Source organism: Streptomyces netropsis (genome assembly GCF_014203545.1).
Taxonomy (GTDB): domain Bacteria; phylum Actinomycetota; class Actinomycetes; order Streptomycetales; family Streptomycetaceae; genus Streptomyces; species Streptomyces netropsis.
This window is the reverse complement of sequence record NZ_JACHJG010000015.1, coordinates 31,447-46,610: the sequence shown is the minus strand read 5'-3', so window position 1 is coordinate 46,610 and position 15,164 is coordinate 31,447. Positions and strand designations below refer to the sequence as shown.

The following is a 15,164-nucleotide window of genomic DNA, read 5'->3' as shown; positions in this document are numbered from 1 at the left end:
CGACCACATGAACAACGAGCTCGGCTGGATGCTCGACGAGGTCGTCAAGATGCCGGAGACCCGGCACGCGATCCTGCTCTCCGCCGACGGCATGCTGCGCGCCCACTCCCAGGGCATCGGCCGCGACGAGGCGGAGCGACAGGCCGCCGCCCTCTCCGGGCTGCAGTCGATCAGCCGCTCCACCGGCGAGTTCTGTACCCACCAGGCCCACCAGGAGACCCCCTGGCGGCAGACACTCGTCGAGTTCGCCCACGGCTACGTCTTCCTCATAGCCGCCGGCCCCGGCGCCTACCTCGCCGTCTCGGCCTCCGAGCACGTCGACATGGAAGCCGTCACCTACCGCATGCAGAAGCTCGTGGACCGGCTCGGCAAGGAACTGACCAGCCCGCCCCGGCAGGGTGTCTGGCAGGGCCCGGGCAACCCGGCATGACCCCGCCGGCGCCGAGGCGCGACAAAGGGTTAGTACGTCCGTACGTCGTCACCGACGGGCGTGCCCACCCGACCCGCAACACCTTCGACCTGGTCACGCTGGTCATGGCGCACGGCGACCTGCCGATCGGCGGCCTCAGCCCCGAAAAGCGCGCGCTCATGGAACTCTGCCTCGGCGGCGCCCTGTCGGTCGCCGAGATCGCCGGTCACCTGATGCTGCCCGTCAGCGTCACCAAGGTGCTGCTCGGCGATCTCGTGGACAGCGGCCACCTCAGTACCCGGGCCCCCATCCCCTCGGCCCAACTGCCCGAGGCCCAGATCTTGCAGGAGGTACTCGATGGACTCCGCGCTCGCCTCTGACACCGCTCATGAGGGGGCCGTCTATCTTCGTCAGTCGGTGCGGACCGCCGCGAAGCTGCTCGTCGTGGGGCACTTCGCGGTGGGCAAGACCACCTTCGTCGGCTCGCTGTCGGAGATCCGGCCGCTGCGCACCGAGGAGACCATGACGCAGGCCGGCGCCCTCGTCGACGACCTGGCCGGCATCCGGGGCAAGACCACCACCACGGTGGCCATGGACTTCGGCCGGCTCACCCTCAGCGACAGCCTCGTTCTCTATCTCTTCGGCGCCCCCGGCCAGCAGCGCTTCACCCGGCTCTGGCAGGACATGACCCGCGGCGCGCTCGGCGCCCTGGTCCTCGCCGACACCCGGCGCCTGGAGCAGTCCTTCGACGTCATGGGACTGCTGGAGGAGCACGGCCTGCCGTACGCCGTCGCCGTCAACCACTTCGACGGCGCCCCCGCCCACCCCGAGGAGGAGATCCGCGAAGCCCTCGATCTGCTCCCCGAGACCCCGCTGATCACCTGCGACGCACGCGACCGGATCTCCTCCACCCGGGCCCTGATCACCCTCGTGGAATACCTCCAGACCCGGCAGACCCGCCTGTCCAGCACCGCCCAGGAGCATGTGTGACCCACCGCCCCGACGCCGGCCCCCCGCCGCCGGGCTGCCCCGCGCACCGCGCCCCGGCGCCGCCACCGCGCCCCCAGCCGCTGTACGGGCCCGACTTCGCCGCCGACCCGCACGCCGTCTACGCGCGGCTGCGCACCCTGGGCCCGGCCGCGCCCGTCGAGCTCGCGCCCGGCGCCACCGCCACCCTCGTCACGGACTACCGGGCCGCCCTCGAAGTGCTCCGCACCCCCGAGACCTTCGCGAAGGACGCCCGCCGCTGGCGGGCCCTCGCCGACGGCCGGGTGGCCCCGGACAACCCCGTCGTGCCGATGATGGCCTACCGGCCCAACTGCCTGTTCTCCGACGGCGACGCCCACCGCAGGCTGCGCCAGGCGGTCACCGACAGCCTCGGCCGGATCGACCCCAACGCCCTGCGCGGTTACGTCGAGCGCAGCGCCGACACCCTCATCGACCGGTTCGCGCCGCTCGGCGAGACCGATCTGCTCGGCGGCTACGCCAAGGTGCTGCCCCTGCTGGTCTTCCAGCAGCTCTTCGGCTGCCCGCCCGAGCTCGGCGACCGCCTCGTCGAAGGCTTCTCCGGGATCTTCGACGGCGTGGACGCCGAGCGCGCCAACGACCTCATCACCGAGACCCTGGTGCGGCTCGTCTCCCTCAAGCGGGCCCGGCCCGGCGCGGACGTCATCTCCTGGCTGCTCGCCCACCCGGTCGCCCTCACCGACGAGGAGATGATCCACCAGCTCGTGGTCCTCATCGGCGCCGGCACCGAACCCCAGCAGAACCTGATCGCCAACGCGCTGCGCCTGCTGCTCTCCGACGACCGGTTCGCCGGCGACCTCGCCGGCGGCAGCATGCCCGTCGAGGACGCCCTCGACGAGGTCCTCTGGCTGGACCCGCCGATGGCCAACTACGCCGTCCACTACCCCGTCCACGACGTGGACTTCGGCGGCGTACCGCTGAACCAGGGCGAACCGGTCGTGGTGAGCTTCGCCGCCGCCAACACCGATCCCGCGCTGCTGTCCGACCAGCGCACCGGCAACCGCGCCCACCTCGCCTGGAGCGCCGGCCCGCACACCTGCCCCGCCAAGGACTCCGCCCGGCTCATCGCGGCCGTCGCCGTCGAGAAGCTCCTCGACCGGCTGCCCGACCTGGAGCTGGCCGTCCCCGTCGACCGCCTCGTCTGGCGACCCGGCCCCTTCCACCGGGCCCTCACCGCCCTGCCCGTGCGCTTCCCCCCGGTTCCCGTGCCCACGGCGGCGCCAGCGCCGCTGCTGGTGCCCGACCCCGACCGGGCGCACGTCCACCCGTCCGCCGAACCCCCAGGAGACCGACGATGGACCAGCAGACCTGCCCCGTCCGCATCGACCCCGCCGGCCACGACATCCACGGCGAGGCCGCCCGCCTCCGCGCCCTCGGCCCGGCGACCGCCGTGGAGCTCCCTGGTGGCGTGGTGGCGTGGGCAGTGACCACCCGGCCGCTGCTCAAGGAACTCCTCACCGACCCACGCGTCTCGAAGGACCCGCGCCGGCACTGGCCGACCTGGATCGACGGCAAGGTCTCCCCGGACTGGCCGCTGTACACCTGGGTCGCGGTGCAGAACATGTTCACCGCCTACGGCAGCGACCACAAACGGCTGCGCGTCCTCGTCTCCAAGGCGTTCACCGCCCGCCGCACCGCCGCCCTGCGCCCCCGCATCGAGGAGATGACCGCCGACCTCCTCGACGGTCTCGCGGCCCACGGGCCGGACGAGATCGTCGACCTGCGTGAGGGCTACGCCTACCCGATCCCGATCCAGGTGATCTGCGAGCTTTTCGGCGTGGACGATGACGAGACCCGCGAGGGGCTGCGCCGCTGCGTCGACTCGATCTTCCACACCTCCGCCGACCCGGCCGAGGTCACGGCCACCTACACCGAGCTGTACGCACTGCTCGGCGGGATCGTCGCAGCCAAGCGCGAGAAGCCCGGCGACGACATGACCAGCGTCCTCATCTCCGCCCGCGAGGAGGACGGCCCCGGCGGCAGCCGGCTGAGCGAGCAAGAGCTGGTCGACACCCTGCTGCTGATGATCGGCGCCGGGCACGAGACCACCGTGAACCTCCTCGACAACGCCATCCACGCGCTGCTCACCCACCCCGAGCAGCTGGAGCTGGTCCGCACCGGCAAGGCCGGCTGGGACGATGTGATCGAAGAGACACTGCGCCTCCAGGCCCCGGTCGCCAACCTGCCGCTGCGCTACGCCGTCGAGGACATCGAGCTCGACGGCGGGGTCACCCTGCGCAAGGGCGACGCGATCATCGCCGCCTACGCCGCGGCCGGCCGCGACCCGCAGCTGTACGGGGCGTCGGCCGACGACTTCGACCTCACCCGCGCCGACAAGGACCACCTGGCCTTCGGCCACGGCGTCCACCACTGCCTGGGCGCCCCACTGGCCCGGCTGGAGGCCGCCGTCGCGCTGCCCGCCCTCTTCGCCCGCTTCCCCGAGCTGACCCTCGCCGCCGCCCCCGACGAGCTGAGCCCCGTGGAGTCCTTCATCTCCAACGGCCACCGCGCCCTGCCCGCCCGGCTGGGCCGCCACTAGGGCGTGTGCCCCGGGGCCCACCCGTCCCCTCCACCCGCCGGGACCGGAAGCGACACACGCCACATTCCCCTTCCCCGGCGGGTGGCGGGTGGGCGCACCCCGGAGCGAGCGCATACGATCCTCTGCGTGTCCAAACTGACCGACCTGCCCAAACGGATCCTTATCGGCCGGGCGCTGCACAGCAACAAGCTGGGGGAAACACTCCTCCCCAAGCGCATCGCCCTCCCCGTCTTCGCCTCCGACCCGCTGTCCTCGGTGGCGTACGCGCCGGGCGAAGTGCTGCTCGTCCTCTCCGTGGCAGGCGTGTCGGCCTACCACTTCAGTCCATGGATCGCCGTCGCGGTCGTGGTGCTCATGTTCACGGTGGTCGCCTCGTACCGCCAGAACGTGCACGCCTACCCCAGCGGCGGCGGCGACTACGAGGTCGCCAACACCAACCTGGGCCCCAAGGCCGGACTGACCGTCGCCAGCGCCCTGCTCGTCGACTACGTCCTGACCGTCGCGGTCTCGATCTCCTCCGGAATCGAGAACCTCGGCTCCGCCATCCCCTTCGTCATCGAGCACAAGACGGCCTGCGCCGTCGGCGTCATCGTGCTGCTCACGCTGATGAACCTGCGTGGCGTCAAGGAGTCCGGCAAGCTCTTCGCCATCCCGACGTACGTCTTCGTCGGCGGCGTCTTCCTGATGATCGCCTGGGGCGCCGTCCGCGGCCTGTTCATGGGCGACACCATGAAGGCCCCCACCGCCGACTACACCATCCACGCCGAACACCAGGGACTCGCGGGCTTCGCGCTCGTCTTCCTGCTGCTGCGCGCCTTCTCCTCCGGCTGCGCCGCCCTCACCGGCGTCGAGGCCATCAGCAACGGCGTGCCGGCCTTCCGCAAGCCCAAGAGCAAGAACGCCGCGACGACGCTCGCGCTCATGGGCGGCCTCGCCGTCACCATGTTCTGCGGCATCATCGCGCTGGCCATGGTCACCAAGGTGCGGATGGCCGAGCACCCGGCCACCGACCTGCTCAGGGACGGCAAGCCGGTCGGCGAGGACTACACCCAGAACCCGGTGATCTCGCAGGTCGCCGAGGCGGTCTTCGGCAACGGCTCGTTCCTCTTCATCGTGCTCGCCGCCGCCACCGCCCTCGTGCTGTTCCTGGCCGCGAACACCGCCTACAACGGCTTCCCGCTGCTCGGCTCGATCCTCGCCCAGGACCGCTACCTGCCGCGCCAGCTGCACACCCGCGGCGACCGCCTCGCGTTCTCCAACGGCATCGTGCTGCTCTCCGGGGCCGCCGCCATACTCGTCGTCATCTACGGGGCCGACTCCACCCGCCTCATCCAGCTCTACATCGTCGGCGTCTTCGTCTCCTTCACCCTCAGCCAGATCGGCATGGTCCGGCACTGGAACCGCCACCTGGCCACCGAGACCGACCCGGCCGAGCGCCGCCGCATGGTCCGCTCCCGCGCGATCAACACCTTCGGCGCCTTCTTCACCGGCCTGGTCCTCGTCGTGGTGCTGCTGACGAAGTTCACCCACGGCGCGTGGGTCGCCCTGCTCGGCATGGTGATCTTCTACGCCACCATGACCGCGATCCGGAAGCACTACGACCGGGTCGCCGAGGAGATCGCCGTCGAGGACGAGCCCGGCGAAGAGGCCGTACGCCCCTCCCGGGTGCACTCCATCGTCCTGGTATCCAAGATCCACAAGCCGACCCTGCGGGCCCTGGCCTACGCCAAGCTCATGCGCTCCGACACCCTCGAGGCCCTGACCATCAGCGTCGACGCGGCCGAGACCCGGGCGCTGCACGAGGAATGGTCGCGCCGCGGCCTCGACGTACCGCTGAAGGTCCTCGACTCGCCCTACCGCGAGATCACCCGGCCGATCATCGACTACGTCAAGCGGCTGCGGAAGGAGAGCCCACGCGACGTGGTCAGCGTCTACATCCCCGAATACGTGGTCGGCCACTGGTACGAGCACCTGCTGCACAACCAGAGCGCGCTGCGCCTGAAGGGCCGGCTGCTCTTCACCCCCGGCGTGATGGTCACCTCGGTGCCCTGGCAGCTCGACTCCTCCGAGGCCGCCAAGAAGCGGGCCCGCAAGCGCGCCGAATGGAACGCCCCGGGTTCGGTGCGCCGCGGCCCGGTCACGCAGCCGAAGCGGGAAAAGGCGGCCACGAAGAAGTAGCGCGCCGCGACGGAGCAGCGCGGTCGTCGGTGGGGTGAGGTGGGACGTAGACTCGAAGGCTGTCCCCCTCACCCCTTTTGAGTTCTCTGGAGTCGACCCGCCATGCAGCACGAGACCGAAGCATCGCTGGTCGGCCACGAGTACGAGGTCGAGGTCGGCCCCGTCGCCCACGGCGGCCACTGCGTCGCCCGCACGGAGGCGGGCCGGGTCCTGTTCGTCCGGCACGCACTCCCCGGCGAGCGGGTCGTCGCCCGGGTCACCGAGGGCGAGTCGACGTCCCGCTTCCTGCGCGCGGACGCGGTCCGCGTCCTGGACGCCTCGAAGGACCGCGTCGAGGCCCCCTGCCCCTTCTCCGGCCCCGGCAAGTGCGGCGGCTGCGACTGGCAGCACGCCAAGCCCGGCGCCCAGCGTCGCCTCAAGAGCGAGGTCATCACCGAGCAGCTGATGCGCCTCGCGGGCCTCACCCCCGAGGAGGCGGGCTGGGACGGCACGGTCGTACCGGCCGACGGCGACAAGCTCCCGGCCGGCGAGGTCCCCGCCTGGCGCACCCGCGTGCAGTACGCGGTGGACGCCGAGGGCCACGCCGGACTCCGCAAGCACCGCTCGCACGACGTCGAGGTCATCGACCGCTGCCTGATCGCCGCCCCGGGCGTCACGGAGCTCGGCATCGAGAAGCGCGAGTGGCCGCAGATGGCCTCCGTCGAGGCCATCGCCGCCTCCGGCTCCGGCGACCGCCAGGTCATCCTCACCCCGAAGCCGGGCGGCCGCCTCCCGATCGTCGAGCTCGACAAGCCGGTCTCCGTCCTGCGCATCGGGGAGAAGGACAAGCAGGTCCACCCCGTCCACGGCCGCGCCTTCGTCCGCGAGCGCGCCGACGGCCGCACCTACCGCGTCGGCGAGGGCGGCTTCTGGCAGGTCCACCCGCAGGCCGCGGACATGCTGGTGAAGGCCGTCATGCAGGGCCTGATGCCGCGCAAGGGCGACATGGCCCTCGACCTCTACTGCGGCGTCGGCCTCTTCGCGGGCGCGCTCGCCGAGCGCATCGGCGACAAGGGCGCGGTGCTCGGCATCGAGTCCGGCAAGCGCGCGGTGGAGGACGCCCGCCACAACCTCAAGGACCTGGAGCGGGTCCGCATCGAGCAGGGCAAGGTCGAGCAGGTCCTGCCGCGCACGCGCATCGAGGAAGCCGACATCATCGTCCTCGACCCGCCCCGCGCGGGCGCCGGCAAGCAGACGGTCCGCCACCTGGCGTCGCTGGGGGCGCGCCGGATCGCGTACGTGGCCTGCGACCCGGCAGCCCTGGCCCGCGACCTCAAGTACTTCGCGGAGGAGGGCTACAAGCCGGTGAAGCTCCGGGCGTTCGACTTCTTCCCGATGACGCACCACGTGGAGTGCGTGGCGATCCTGAAGCCGGTGGCCAAGGAGGCGTGAGCCGGGGCTCCCAGCGGGCATGACGTGCGCTACGGGCGTTGTGGACGATATCTCGATGCTGAGCTGGCGCTCGTTCTGATTGGTAGCCAATTAGCCTCGCGTGCAGGTTAGAAGCCACTTGGCGGTCTGATGATGCTGGCGTCCTGCTAGCGGACCGGGCGCCAGGGCCCCTTGGCACCTGATGTTCTTCCTCGACCTGGACGGCAGCCGCCTCCTCGGCAGTCTCCAGGCAGTTTTCCTGAACGGCGCACCCGCTCCTCGGCTGGAGGTGCGCCGTTCGGTGACACCCAGTTCCAGCCTCAGCTTGCTAACGGGTGCCTTAAGGGGATCGTGCTCCGGGCGCAAGGACGTTAGTGCTCGGTTCACTGGATGACTTCCGCGTGGTGAGTGATCCGCTCGGCTGCTCCGGCTGTTCGAGCGAGTGGGGCTCGGCGTCCTGGTCGTCGATCCCTTTGTTAGCGGCGGCGAGCATGTCGCGTAGAAGATCCGCCTCCTGCTGAAGCAGACGACTCTGCCGATCGGCCTCGGCGAGTTTGCCTTGGAGGTCTCCAGCGGCCGGGCTCGTGGCGCAGCGCTTCACGGTGCAGCCGACGGACCAGGGCGCTGGCCTTGGGAGAGCCGAGAGGCTGGTTACCGTCACTGGTGAGCTGTTCGGCGAAGTCGGCAGGCGGGACTAGGACTCTGCTGAGGTACCGGGAGAGGGCGGATCGGCCCCAGGGAACCCAGCATGCGTAACTGGATCTCGAACCTGCCTGCGGGTATCCCGCCCGCGACCGTGGTGCGGCTGGCGAAACTGCGCTGGCTGATCGAGCACGACTACCGCGAGCTGGAGACCGCCATGGGTCTGGACCTCGCCGAAGGCCGCTCCTTCGACGGCTGGCACCGCCACGTTATTCTGGTCACCGCTGCCCATCTCTCCCTGGCCGAGCAGCGGACGAGCTTAAAAGTGCAGACGGGTGTGCGGCAAGATGCTCGAAGCGTGAGACAGCGTTGCCTGGGCCACAGAACGGTTGGAAGTGAGAACCGAGGGCCAAGTCGGCGAACTCCCCAGACTCTCGGGCCACTTCGCAGACACGCGGCTCTGACCCGAGCTCGTCCATCCCGAGGTTGGCGGGTCATGCCTGACGGCTCTCATTGGGCGGTTCAGGTGGTTGCTTCCGCCCTGAGCCTAGGCTTCATCCGATAGCGCTCAGCAGTAACCTGGACCTCAGCCTCGGCAGCTTCCGTGGACTTTCTTCGGTTGCGCTCAAGTTGCCTACAGCGCAGTCCCATTCGGAGTGGTCTGCCGTGCAGAAGGTTCGCGGCTCCTGGGGGAGAGGGTTTGCGTCCCTGTCTGCACGCTGGCGGCATTCAGGGATTGCACCGCCGGGTGGATGTCGCTCGCTCGCGGTGGATACCGACAGTGACGGTTGTCCAGTGCCTCGTGGGCGTGGATGACCAGGAGGCCTTGCCGGATGGCGCCATAGGTTTCCTTGCCATCGTTGGAGGCCTCCCGGATTTCTCCCGGGGCAGCCAGTCCATGGCGAAGTTGGCTTAGGCCCATTGGTTGATGATGATGACGTCGCGCAGGTGGGGCAGGCGCCACCGTGGTCCGGACGAGAGGTGGTCCTGACACTGAACGCCTCGAAGCTATCCCCGCATGACTGGGGGACGGTGTGCGGTCTTCACCTAGGCGGGCATTCGGGACCCCGGCTTCGATGGTGCGAAGAGACCCGGGCCGTGCCTGCAGAAGCGGTGTAGGTGCTAGAAGAACAGCTCCAACTCCTGCTTGGACAGAGGCCCGCCCTGTCTCTCATCCTGCATGGCACCACAATGGGGGGCTGCCTGGCTCCGGAGGCTTAACGCCCCTTGACTGACCTTTCTGGTCAGGGCTGTAGGGAGCTCCCGTGCAGCAATTCAGGCCACGGTTAGACGACAACTCGGCGCGCATGGCGGGGCTGCAGGACTCTCTTCGGTGACCCAACCCCGCTGCTGGCTCCAAGGGTGCAAAAAACGCTCTGGATGACATTAGTCGCTAAATCGACCAAAATCGTCCATATGTTGAAGGTGGTCGCATTGATCCATCTGGGCTGCCATCATGCGATCATGAGCGTTCAGGACGACAGGCGTGAAATTCAGATGGTTGATCGATTCAACCTTGAGGTTCCGGAAGATCGAAAGAGGTCGGATATTGATGCCTACCTGACGATCGGTGATCAGACCGTCGCCTTCGAGCTTAAATCGGCCACCAGCAAGGGGGTCTCGACTGTTCGGGATCTGGGTCCCAATCACTTTGCGAAATGGAAAAACATTCATTGGGTTTTTGGTGTCTATGACTCTACGGGTGCGCGCCTTCTTCATAGTTATTATGCATCTCCGGATGACATGGTGCCCTGGATTTCAGCCAAGGAAAAATATGTCCGCCCTGACGTCGAGCTTGCCGAGCATGCGACGAGAGGCGTATCGGTGGACTCGGTGATTGAGCTCCTCGGTGAGAAGGATTTCTACACCAAGGAGGAGGCCAGATGGATCATGAAGAACCAGTGGTCTGCAGCGCGGTACATAGAGGCGGCAGATCTCTCGGTGGGTCGAGAAATTCGTTACTCGCTGGATCGCATGGTGGAGCTAATGCGAGAGCGCTGCCATTATGTGATGTCCCGTGGTGCCACCCTTAACAATCCTCACATCCCGATCTCTTACGTCGAGAGGCTGCCGAAAATCACCACTGAGCCCGCAATTAACCTACGCCGACTGGTGCGTGCCTACTTGGAGAGTGCGTCGAGCACGGACGATGCTACGGCGTAGGCGAGCGGCGGGGGGACTGCGTTTCCGATCTGCCCTAGAGCCATATAGGTAGCTCCCACGAAAGGCCAGTCTTCGGGGAACCCCTGAATCAGTGCGACATCAGGCACCGAGAGACGGAAGTGGCCGTTCTTGGCCACAAAGGCGCGTGCAGAGGCGCGGTCGGCGGCCACTCCGTTAGGCCAGATTTCAAGGCTTTCGAACTTCCGCTGTGCGGCCACACTATTGAGGATGGAGGTAGTGTGGCGTGGGCCAGTCAGGCTGCTGCGGATGGTGGGGGAAAGGTCATCGATACCGGTGTCGGGAAGTCCCAGTGCTTCCCGAAGGCCCATGCAGCGGGCTCCGCCTGTGATCGAGGCGTCTCCCCAGTAGTGGGTGGGATCTGGAGCGCTCCAAGCCTTAGCCATTTTCTTCGTCCGAAAACCGACAAAGAAGACTCGGCGCCTGACCTGAGGTACTCCAAAGTCGCTCGCCTGCAGAGTTACCGTCTGAATTTGGTAATTGCCCGACAGTGGAGCCAGAATGTTTTCTGAGACGTACTGCGAGAACTTCGGACTTGCCAGCGCTGGTACGTTTTCGCCAATGAACGCTGCGGGGCGGATGTCCTTCACTGCCCTGACGAACTGGGGCCACATGTCGCGCTCGTCCAGGTGGCCCTGTTGGCGGCCAGCGTTGGAGAATGGCTGGCAAGGTGGCCCTCCGTGAAGAAGGTCGACTTTGCCTCGCCATTGCTTGAAATTGGCCCGCCTTACATCGCCGTCTTCCTCCCCGCTGAATACGGCCCAGTCGTTTCGAGCCTTCCTTAGGGTGTCGCCCGCTTCCTGCATGATTTCGAACGATGCTGTGTGGGTGAAGCCTGCGCGCTCAACCCCCAGGTCAAGTCCTCCGCCACCACTGAACAGAGACAACGCACTGACCCCTTGGCCATCGCGCTGCGGCATGAGATCCAAAGGGCGGAATTTAGGAATGTTGATCTCATGGAGCGGGGCAGGCCCCTCGCCGGCAAGTGCTGACCGTCGCGCTTCCCGTGAATCTCGCGACATTTTGCGGAACTTCTCCCTTTGGGCCTCCGTTAGGTCACGGGGTTGATGGAAGGGGGAAGTCGTTCGGATCTTGCTGGGTACGAATGGCCCCTCGCTCCCCTCAGGCTGGGCAGGGGCGTCAAAGAGGCTGTGTTGCTGGGTGGGGCGCTCGGGCATGCGATGCATCTTACGAGACATGGGGGCCTTTGTCAGCTGTGTGCTCAAGAGGCCTCCTGACCAGCGACTATGTGGCGTGATCAGGGTCACGCTTTGTGGTGGAGGTCTGGGTGCTCGTCCGCCAGCAGGAGCTTGGGGTGGTGGTGTCATCGGCCGAGAAGGCTGCATTGGCGGCATGGCGTGGGGATGCTGCTGCTCGGGACGTCGGCAGGGCTTGGATTCCCAGCATGGCGCGGATACTCCGGGGCTTGGCTAGGGCGTGAGGGGTGCAGGTCTTATTCGGCGGCAAGTAGAACCGAAGTGTGCATCCCCAGGGGAAGGGCTACTTCGTGACCCTCCCGAAGGCGGACACGACAAAGATATTCCTATGGTGAGTTCTCAAGGGTGTGCAGATGGTTAACGAGAGGGTTTTACGTTTGGCGCCGTCGGTCGGGGCTCTGGGGCTGTTGAGGTGAGACAGGCGAGGAGGTTGGCGGGTGTGCGGAATCTGGCCATCGGCGGGGTGATCGTGCTCCTGTTCATGCCGAAGAGCTCGGCCAAGAGGTCCTGGGCGCGGAGCTTCCGCGGAGTTAAGCTGGTGGGACAGGTATTGGTGTCGAGTCTGGCGTTGACGGTCCCTCCGGTTGGAGTCGCGGTCACGTCGTAGCTTCCGTACGGGTCCGTTGCTGGCCCTGGGCAGTGCAAGGCAGCTTGCGCATTGCCTCTGACTGGCTCGCTGGCTGTCTGCCACTCCCAGCCCAGCCCTTGGTCTTGTCGTCGCCCGCTAGCTCCTTCTTGTTGGTGTCGACGCTGATTGCTGGCTGTCCGGGGCGATGAGCCGCCTGGCCTGCTCGCTGAGGTAACGGAACTGAGCATCTTGGTCCGGGTGCTTCCTGGTCGTGGCCTCCCCCTTCCCGGCCATCCGAGCGGTAGCCCGGATCCCGCCATAGCTCAGCGACGGGGCCTTCGCCCTCATCAGCAGACGCTGCTACCGCGAGAGGCGTCTGCTCTGTTCCGCTGGTCTCGGGCGTCCAAGGCGAGCGCGCTGATTCGCGGACGACAGACACATTGGGTCTGTGACAGACTGGAAGGGAGCGGGTGAGGCAAGCCAACCTGGAGCGGTCCTAGGGAAGTGTAGTGACGCGCTGCTGTGCCGAATAGTCAAACCGACGATTCCGCAGAGTCTCCGGCGGGAAGCCAGCCTTGCCCGTCTCGATCAGCTGGCCTCCCGTCGAGATGAAGCCTTGGCGACGCCTCTCGGTGAACTCGCGCGACCCGAACTGCCTCAGGTCCGAGCAGAGGGCGGCGCTCCCGATCAGGGCCCTGGTAGCCACGGCTCGGTCGCTCCTCTGTTCGGCATTCGCTGAGTGTGTCGATGGCAGCGCGGGGCCAGTCTCCATCGCCCCGGTCCCACACCCGCCCCTTCTGTCATCACGTGATCCCCGCCATGTCCCGATTCGTCGCCGAAGGCGACACCCGTGCGTGTCATTCGGCGTAGCGGCCCGCGATTGTCCCTAGGATTGTGGGATGTACATAGCCAGCACGTTCCCCGGAGGGGTGGTCCGGTGAACAGGTCCGAGGCCACAGACGAGCAGTGGGAGGGCCTGGCCGAGGTCGTCCCACTGCGCGGTCATCACGCATGGCCGTCCTGGCCCAATCATCGGGCGCTGCCCGAGGAGGAGCCGGAGCCGAATCGGCGTCAGCTCGTCGTTCTGCGTGTCCAGATCTTCGCGGACGCGCGCGAGGTCGCCGAGTATCTGATCGCCCGCGTCCCGGTGCTGCTGGACCTCACCAGCGCCGACTCGGACGTCGCCAAGCGGATTCTCGACTTCTCCAGCGGTGTGGTCTTCGGTCTGGGCAGCGGTATGCACCGTGTCGACACCAATGTCTTCCTGTTGGCCCCCGAGGGGACCGAGGTGGCATCGGGATACCCCGATCGTAGGAAAAGTGATCAGATGAAACGGTTTGGCTGACCGGTAGCCGCATACGGTCCGGGCATGGACGCAAGCTGTGCCCGACCGGCCGCCGGCCCCCCTTCTCAGCTTCCTCAGGCTTCTCAGCTCCCACAGCAGGTTTCACAGCCCCCTCAGGTTCCTCAGCAGCCTTCTCGGCTTCCTCAGAGGCCCGCGGTGACCGAACTGCGGCTGTCCGCTTTCAAGTCGCATCGCAACGCCGTCTTCCCGCTCGGACCGCTGACCCTCTTCAGAGGAGGGAGCGGCAGCGGTAAATCCAGTGCCCTCCAGGCCTACGAAGTCCTCGCGCGGCTCGCAGGCGGTGACACCCTCGAAGAGGCCCTCGCCCCGGTGGCCGGCGGCCCTTCCGCGTGCGTGCCGCAGCAGGCCCGGCCCGACGCGCAAGGGCGGCGCGGCTTCCGGATCGGCTGCACCGTCACGGGCCCGGCGGGTCCGGTGCGGCTGGATGTGGCCGTACAGGCCGAGCCCGTGCTGCGGGTCGTCGGTGAGCGGCTGACCGGTTCCGGGGAGACTCTGCTGTCCACCGCGCTGCGCGATCCGGGACTGCGGACGGTCGAGGCCGTCTGGCACACCGCGGGCGCGGTGCCGGTCACCCGGGCGCCGCTGCCCGACGACCGGCTCGGTACCTCGTTGCTGCCTCTTCGGGTGGCGGGCAAGACCGCGGGCCAGCGAATGGTCCTCGACGCGGCCGAGCAGGTGGTGGTCGCGCTGCGCTCCGTCTTCCCCTGCGACCCCCGGCCGGAGCTGATGCGCATGCCGGCTGCTGCCCGCGACGGGATGCTGCGGGGTGCCTGCGACAACGTCGCGGCGGTTCTGGGGCGCACCCGTCACGAGTGCGTCATCCGGCACGGGCTGCTGGTCGCGGCGGCGGGCGCCGGTTGCCGAGGGTCGGTCGAAGGGTTGACGGTCCAGGAACTGGACGGTGGCTTCGTGCGGGCCGTGCTGGCGCGGAAGGCGGGTGCGGCGACGCCTCTGGAGCGGCTGGCGGACGGGGAGCTGCGCTATCTGGCCTTGTGTCTCGTCCTGTTGACCGGGCCCGGGGTGCTGGCCGTGGACCAGGCGGCCGAGGTGTTACCGGCTCTGCAGACGCTGACCGTGCTGGCGGACGGGCTCGACCGGTGTCTGGACGAGCGGCAGGCACGGGAACTGGTGGGGCTGGCGGCGCGCATGTGCGAGCGGGGGCACATCCGGCTGGTGGGCACGGTGCGTGGGGCGGCGGGGGAGGAGGCGGCGCGGGCGGCGGGAGCGTCGGTGGTAGACCTGGGGCCGTGACCGAAGATCTCAAGACCTTGCAGCAGAGGCTGTCCGCGTTCGCCGCGGCGCGCGACTGGCAGCCCTTCCACACACCCAAGAATCTCGCCGCCGCGCTCAGCGTCGAGGCGTCCGAACTGGTCGAGATCTTCCAGTGGCTGACGCCGGAGCAGTCGGCGCGGGTGATGGACGCCCCTGAGACGGCGGGGCGGGTGGAGGACGAGGTCGCCGACGTCCTGGCCTACCTGTTGCAGTTCTGCGAGGTCCTCGGGATCGACCTGCTGGCGGCGCTCGCGGCGAAGATCGACCGCAATGAGAGCCGTTTCCCGGTGGAGGGTACGACGCCGGGATCGCGGGCGGACGAGGGCCCTCGTCACTCTCCGGAGTGATTGAGATAT

Annotated in this window: 12 protein-coding genes and 1 pseudogene; 12 read left to right on the top strand and 1 reads right to left on the bottom strand. The window is 67.9% G+C overall.

All coding sequences use genetic code 11. The annotated features are described in order from the left end of the window. Positions 1–7 precede the first annotated feature (7 nt). The 9 genes and pseudogenes from FHS38_RS28880 to FHS38_RS28840 all read left to right on the top strand — a co-directional run bounded on the left by FHS38_RS28880 (position 8) and on the right by FHS38_RS28840 (position 10,367). Positions 8–430, top strand: a complete 423-nt coding sequence (locus tag FHS38_RS28880; RefSeq protein WP_184738712.1) for a roadblock/LC7 domain-containing protein — start codon at positions 8–10, stop codon at positions 428–430. After that, positions 427–789 carry a DUF742 domain-containing protein gene (locus FHS38_RS28875; RefSeq protein WP_130881749.1) on the top strand — a complete coding sequence of 121 codons (363 nt, stop codon included), beginning with the start codon at positions 427–429 and terminating at the stop codon, positions 787–789. Before FHS38_RS28880 ends, FHS38_RS28875 begins: the two co-directional genes overlap by 4 nt. Beyond that, positions 767–1,399: a GTP-binding protein gene (locus FHS38_RS28870; RefSeq protein WP_184738505.1), complete on the top strand. Its 633-nt coding sequence runs from the start codon at positions 767–769 to the stop codon at positions 1,397–1,399. The genes FHS38_RS28875 and FHS38_RS28870 overlap by 23 nt, the downstream gene beginning before the upstream one ends. Then, on the top strand, positions 1,396–2,862 hold the full coding sequence (locus tag FHS38_RS28865; RefSeq protein ID WP_229822793.1) for a cytochrome P450: 1,467 nt from the start codon (positions 1,396–1,398) through the stop codon (positions 2,860–2,862). The genes FHS38_RS28870 and FHS38_RS28865 overlap by 4 nt, the downstream gene beginning before the upstream one ends. Beyond that, positions 2,844–3,974 (top strand): cytochrome P450 family protein, encoded by a 1,131-nt coding sequence (locus tag FHS38_RS28860; protein ID WP_373301856.1) that lies wholly within the window; start codon positions 2,844–2,846, stop codon positions 3,972–3,974. The genes FHS38_RS28865 and FHS38_RS28860 overlap by 19 nt, the downstream gene beginning before the upstream one ends. Before the next feature lie 126 nt (positions 3,975–4,100). Further along, the gene (locus tag FHS38_RS28855) at positions 4,101–6,152 is read left to right on the top strand and encodes an APC family permease (protein WP_184738502.1); all 2,052 of its coding nucleotides are present in this window, start codon (positions 4,101–4,103) and stop codon (positions 6,150–6,152) included. Between the two features lie 102 nt (positions 6,153–6,254). Further along, positions 6,255–7,583 carry a class I SAM-dependent RNA methyltransferase gene (locus tag FHS38_RS28850; RefSeq protein WP_184738500.1) on the top strand — a complete coding sequence of 443 codons (1,329 nt, stop codon included), beginning with the start codon at positions 6,255–6,257 and terminating at the stop codon, positions 7,581–7,583. A 718-nt stretch (positions 7,584–8,301) separates the two neighbouring features. Then, positions 8,302–8,541 (top strand): annotated as a pseudogene (locus FHS38_RS36565) (transposase); the annotation flags it as partial. A 1,079-nt stretch (positions 8,542–9,620) separates the two neighbouring features. Continuing rightward, positions 9,621–10,367: a PDDEXK family nuclease gene (locus tag FHS38_RS28840; protein WP_184738498.1), complete on the top strand. Its 747-nt coding sequence runs from the start codon at positions 9,621–9,623 to the stop codon at positions 10,365–10,367. Here the strand turns inward: FHS38_RS28840 and FHS38_RS28835 are convergent. Beyond that, on the bottom strand, positions 10,325–11,563 hold the full coding sequence (locus FHS38_RS28835) for a DNA cytosine methyltransferase (RefSeq protein ID WP_229822792.1): 1,239 nt from the start codon (positions 11,561–11,563) through the stop codon (positions 10,325–10,327). The two genes, FHS38_RS28840 and FHS38_RS28835, sit on opposite strands and share 43 nt — an antisense overlap. Positions 11,564–13,107: 1,544 nt before the next feature. Between FHS38_RS28835 and FHS38_RS28830 the strand changes: the two genes are divergently transcribed. Genes FHS38_RS28830 through FHS38_RS28820 form a run of 3 tightly spaced genes read left to right on the top strand, consistent with a single transcriptional unit; the run spans position 13,108 to position 15,155 of the window. After that, a complete protein-coding gene (locus FHS38_RS28830) occupies positions 13,108–13,515 on the top strand; it encodes a cell division protein SepF (protein WP_130881744.1) in 408 nt (135 codons plus the stop codon). Positions 13,516–13,539: 24 nt separating this feature from the next. Continuing rightward, positions 13,540–14,787 (top strand): AAA family ATPase, encoded by a 1,248-nt coding sequence (locus FHS38_RS28825; RefSeq protein WP_184738497.1) that lies wholly within the window; start codon positions 13,540–13,542, stop codon positions 14,785–14,787. After that, on the top strand, positions 14,784–15,155 hold the full coding sequence (locus FHS38_RS28820) for a nucleotide pyrophosphohydrolase (RefSeq protein ID WP_184738495.1): 372 nt from the start codon (positions 14,784–14,786) through the stop codon (positions 15,153–15,155). The genes FHS38_RS28825 and FHS38_RS28820 overlap by 4 nt, the downstream gene beginning before the upstream one ends. Positions 15,156–15,164: the final 9 nt, after the last annotated feature.

Bases quoted from the DNA above. Each gene is read 5' to 3' on its own strand.
- FHS38_RS28880 (WP_184738712.1), top strand. From the start codon at position 8: ATGAACAACGAGCTCGGCTGGATGCTCGACGAGGTCGTCAAGATGCCG.
- FHS38_RS28875 (WP_130881749.1), top strand. From the start codon at position 427: ATGACCCCGCCGGCGCCGAGGCGCGACAAAGGGTTAGTACGTCCGTAC.
- FHS38_RS28870 (WP_184738505.1), top strand. From the start codon at position 767: ATGGACTCCGCGCTCGCCTCTGACACCGCTCATGAGGGGGCCGTCTAT.
- FHS38_RS28850 (WP_184738500.1), top strand. From the start codon at position 6,255: ATGCAGCACGAGACCGAAGCATCGCTGGTCGGCCACGAGTACGAGGTC.
- FHS38_RS28840 (WP_184738498.1), top strand. From the start codon at position 9,621: ATGTTGAAGGTGGTCGCATTGATCCATCTGGGCTGCCATCATGCGATC.
- FHS38_RS28835 (WP_229822792.1), bottom strand. From the start codon at position 11,563: ATGCCCGAGCGCCCCACCCAGCAACACAGCCTCTTTGACGCCCCTGCC.
- FHS38_RS28825 (WP_184738497.1), top strand. From the start codon at position 13,540: ATGGACGCAAGCTGTGCCCGACCGGCCGCCGGCCCCCCTTCTCAGCTT.